Raw genomic sequence first — 4,419 nt, 5'->3', positions numbered from 1 at the left:
TGGAAGGACTACAAGGCAGTCACCCGCGACCTGAAAGCCATCTATCAGGCCCCCACGGAAGAAGGAGGCCTGCAGGCTCTGGAAGCGTTTGCCAGTGCCTGGGACAGCCGCTATGCACAAATAAGCCAGAGCTGGCAGGCAAACAGGGCCAATCTGGCCACGTTCTTCGCCTACCCGACGGACATCCGCAAGGTGATCTACACGACCAACGCCATCGAGTCGCTGAACAGCGTGATCCGGCATGCAGCCAAGAAACGGAAGGTGTTCCCGACTGACGACTCGGTGAAAAAGGTGGTGTGGCTGGCAATCCAGGCGGCATCACAAAAATGGACGATGCCGCTGAGGGACTGGCGTATGGCTATGAGCCGCTTTATTATCGAGTTCGGTGATCGTCTGGACGGTCACTACTGAGAAAAGGCATTTACACAGAATCGTGTACAGGGTCTTGTTAACTCGCGGCTTTTCTCATGATGAAATTCAGGACATTTATACGAATTTTTCGCATTGAATGCATCCGGTGTTTTACTTCCCCCCGAAGAAAATTTATCTTATTCCCACTTTTTGTTCGTGAGTTGCAGGGGTAGCGTCACTATGCTGCACTAGCCTTGCCCACGATCTGTTCTTTTAGTTTCATTCCAGGACAATTATGAGCAAGAGCACCGCTGAGATCCGTCAAGCGTTTCTCGATTTTTTCCAGAGTAAAGGACACCAGATCGTTTCCAGTAGTTCACTGGTGCCGAATAACGATCCGACATTGCTGTTTACCAACGCGGGAATGAACCAGTTCAAGGATGTTTTCCTGGGGCTGGACAAGCGCAACTATGTGCGTGCTACCACGTCACAGCGCTGCGTGCGTGCAGGCGGTAAGCATAACGATTTAGATAACGTCGGGTACACCGCGCGTCACCACACCTTCTTTGAAATGCTGGGTAATTTCAGCTTCGGTGACTACTTCAAGCGTGATGCCATTCAATATGCATGGGAACTGCTGACTGGTGCGCAATGGTTTAACCTGCCCAAAGAGAAATTATGGGTAACGGTATATGCCACCGACGATGAAGCCTATGACATCTGGGCAAACGAAGTCGGCGTACCCGCCGAGCGCATTATCCGTATTGGTGACAACAAGGGCGGTCAATACGCGTCTGACAACTTCTGGCAGATGGGTGATACTGGCCCATGTGGTCCGTGTTCGGAAATTTTTTACGATCATGGAGACCATATCCAGGGCGGTCCTCCGGGAAGCCCGGATGAAGATGGCGATCGCTATATCGAAATCTGGAACCTGGTATTTATGCAGTTCAACCGTCAGGCTGATGGCACCATGGTTCCGTTGCCTAAACCGTCTGTTGATACCGGGATGGGGCTGGAGCGTGTTACTGCGGTATTGCAACACGTCAATTCCAACTACGAGATCGATGTCTTTACCACATTGATCCAAGAAGCGGCGCGCATTATTGGCACTCAGGATTTGAGCAACAAATCCTTGAGCGTTATCGCTGACCATATCCGCTCCTGCGCATTCCTGATCGCTGATGGCGTCATGCCATCCAACGAAAACCGTGGTTATGTTCTGCGCCGTATTATTCGTCGCGCGGTGCGTCACGGTAATTTTCTCGGTGCCAAAGAGGCCTTCTTCTATAAATTGGTTGCGCCATTGATTCAGGTCATGGGGGCGGTGGCTGATGAATTGAAACAGCAGCAAGCGGTGGTTGAACAGGCGCTGAAAGCGGAAGAAGAGCAGTTCGCCCGCACGCTGGAACGCGGCCTTAGCCTGCTGGATGAAGAGATCAAAAACTTGAAAGGGAACGTGCTGGACGGTGAGACGGCGTTCCGGCTGTATGACACTTACGGCTTCCCGTTCGATTTAACGGAAGACGTGTGCCGTGAGCACGATCTTACGGTGGATAAGGACGGTTTTGAGCGTGCGATGGAAGCACAACGCCAGCGCGCGCGTGAAACCAGTGGGTTCGGCATCGATTATAACACCTTGATTCGTGTTGATGTGGCCACGCCGTTTACGGGATACGACAAGACACAGCAGCAGGCTACAGTTATCGCGCTCTATCAAAACGGACAGGCGGTGGAAGCGATCAATGCCGGTGAAGAGGGCGTGGTTATCCTCAATGAAACACCGTTCTATGGAGAATCGGGCGGTCAGGTCGGCGATACAGGGACACTGCATAATGCCAACGTGCGCTTTACCGTTGGGAATACCCAAAAGTTTGGTCAGGCAATCGGTCATCTGGTTTCTCTGACTCAGGGTACGCTGCGCGTCAATGATACGGTGAATGCTGACGTAGATAGTGAGCGTCGCGATCGTATTCGTCTTAACCACTCCGCCACTCACTTGCTGCACGCAGCGCTGCGTCAGGTACTGGGCGATCACGTTGCGCAGAAAGGCTCGTTGGTTAACGATAACTACCTGCGGTTTGACTTCTCGCAACCGGAAGCCATGACGGCAGAGCAAATCCGTCAGGTGGAAGATATTGTCAACGCGCAGATTCGTCGTAACCACGACGTTGACACTAACGTGATGGCGCTGTCGGATGCAAAAGCGAAAGGTGCAATGGCTCTGTTCGGCGAGAAATATGAAGACCATGTGCGTGTATTAACCATGGGCGATTTCTCCATTGAGCTGTGTGGCGGTACGCACGCCAAACGTACCGGGGATATCGGTTTGTTCCAGATTGTCTCCGAATCAGGGACGGCGGCGGGCATTCGACGCATTGAAGCCGTAACGGGCAGTGGGGCACTAGCGGCGCTGCATCGTCAAAGTGACGTATTACAGGATGTGACCCAACTGGTCAAAGGCGATAGCCATAACGTGGCGGAAAAAGTGCGTTCCCTGCTGGATCGTACTCGTCAGTTGGAAAAAGAGCTGCAACAGTTGAAAGAACAGCAGGCTGCCCAGGAAAGTGCCTCGCTCTCCTCGAAGGCGAAAACGATCAAGGGTGCGAAACTGTTGGTAACACAGTTGGATAACACCGACCCGAAATTATTGCGTACTATGGTGGACGATCTGAAGAACCAGCTCGGTTCAGCCATCATTGTGCTGGCAACCGTCTCAGAGGATAAAGTCAGCTTGATTTCTGGTATCACGAAGGATTTGACCGATCGTGTTAAAGCCGGTGAATTGATTGGCTTTATCGCTCAGCAGGTCGGTGGTAAAGGGGGCGGACGTCCTGATATGGCACAAGCCGGTGGGAACAACCCTGCCGCTTTACCTTCGGCACTATCTAGCGTTGAAACATGGGTAACGGATAGTCTATAACTATAAATAGTGTGTTATCTCAACGAAACGCCAAAATATTCATTTTGGCGTTTTCCCCTTAGGCCAGGGACGTGCGCTGGGGGGAAATATCGGTCTGCCGAGCTTGTGTTGGTAAGCGGAGCATGCCGTAGCCCTTTGTTGTGATAACAAATGTCGTGATAAAACAGCGAAAACGGCTGACATCGACTAAACTAAAAGTAACGATATACTGGAGTAAGATGGCGGAGTGCGTTTCCCCATTTAGGTTTATGTTTTCACGGCGCATGATGGAGAATGGCGGGGAGACAAAGAGACCCGACTCTTTATAATCTTTCAAGGAGCAAAGAATGCTTATTTTGACTCGTCGAGTTGGCGAAACCCTCATGATTGGCGATGAGGTGACGGTTACCGTGCTAGGGGTAAAGGGCAACCAGGTTCGTATTGGTGTTAATGCGCCGAAAGAAGTTTCTGTTCACCGCGAAGAGATTTACCAGCGGATCCAAGCGGAAAAGTCGCAACCGACGTCCTACTGATTTACCAAGCGTCTCGCCTCTCAGGCGGGACGCGTTCGTTTTAGCTTCCCTGTATATCTTCCCATGCCGTTTTAGTTTCCTATGAGTGCGTTTTGTCACAGGCATCAATAGCCGCTAACGCCGTTGATAAAATAGACTTTTCGCTGTTAATCTGTGCGTGTTGGGTGTGATTTGTTCAAACAACCAAGAGTTAGGAAAAATTGTTTGACTTATAAGTCAGGGAAAGTAATATGTGCGCCACGCAGTACCGGTGAGCACGATGAAGGAAACATCATCATCGCGGTTCAAAGGTTAGCGTGTTGGTGAGGTGGCCGAGAGGCTGAAGGCGCTCCCCTGCTAAGGGAGTATGCGGTCAAAAGCTGCATCGAGGGTTCGAATCCCTCCCTCACCGCCATTTACTATGCATCCGTAGCTCAGCTGGATAGAGTACTCGGCTACGAACCGAGCGGTCGGAGGTTCGAATCCTCCCGGATGCACCATTCCTCATGTTGTGAATCATAATATCCCATATGTATTAGTCGCGACTTGATCTGACACTGGACCTTGCAAGGTTGAGAGTTACCGGTTTTGATATGGGTGTCCAATCCTTATACAAAACACGAGGTAACTCTCATGATTCATACTAACAATCCC

At 51.1% G+C, this 4,419-nt stretch carries 3 protein-coding genes and 2 tRNA genes; all 5 read left to right on the top strand.

Annotation, left to right across the window (positions count from 1 at the left end; translation table 11 throughout):
- The coding region (locus ACTBDZ_RS15430; protein ID WP_438815968.1) for a transposase at positions 1–411 on the top strand (411 nt) is incomplete at its 5' end.
- Between the two features lie 235 nt (positions 412–646).
- Complete coding sequence (gene alaS / locus ACTBDZ_RS15425; protein ID WP_438815967.1) at positions 647–3,274, top strand: alanine--tRNA ligase; 2,628 nt, start codon at positions 647–649, stop codon at positions 3,272–3,274.
- Between the two features lie 326 nt (positions 3,275–3,600).
- Positions 3,601–3,786 carry a carbon storage regulator CsrA gene (csrA, locus tag ACTBDZ_RS15420; protein WP_005972168.1) on the top strand — a complete coding sequence of 62 codons (186 nt, stop codon included), beginning with the start codon at positions 3,601–3,603 and terminating at the stop codon, positions 3,784–3,786.
- A gap of 301 nt (positions 3,787–4,087) precedes the next feature.
- A tRNA-Ser gene (locus ACTBDZ_RS15415) sits at positions 4,088–4,180 on the top strand.
- A gap of 8 nt (positions 4,181–4,188) precedes the next feature.
- Positions 4,189–4,265 (top strand) — tRNA-Arg (locus ACTBDZ_RS15410).
- Positions 4,266–4,419 lie beyond the last annotated feature (154 nt).

The sequence above is a fragment of the Symbiopectobacterium sp. genome, from assembly GCF_051710365.1.
Classification (GTDB): domain Bacteria; phylum Pseudomonadota; class Gammaproteobacteria; order Enterobacterales; family Enterobacteriaceae; genus Symbiopectobacterium.
Note: the sequence above shows the minus strand (reverse complement) of the source record. Positions and strands in the feature narration are given on the sequence as shown.

Coding starts and splice junctions, on each gene's coding strand:
- csrA (WP_005972168.1), top strand. CDS start 3,601: ATGCTTATTTTGACTCGTCGAGTTGGCGAAACCCTCATGATTGGCGAT.
- alaS (WP_438815967.1), top strand. CDS start 647: ATGAGCAAGAGCACCGCTGAGATCCGTCAAGCGTTTCTCGATTTTTTC.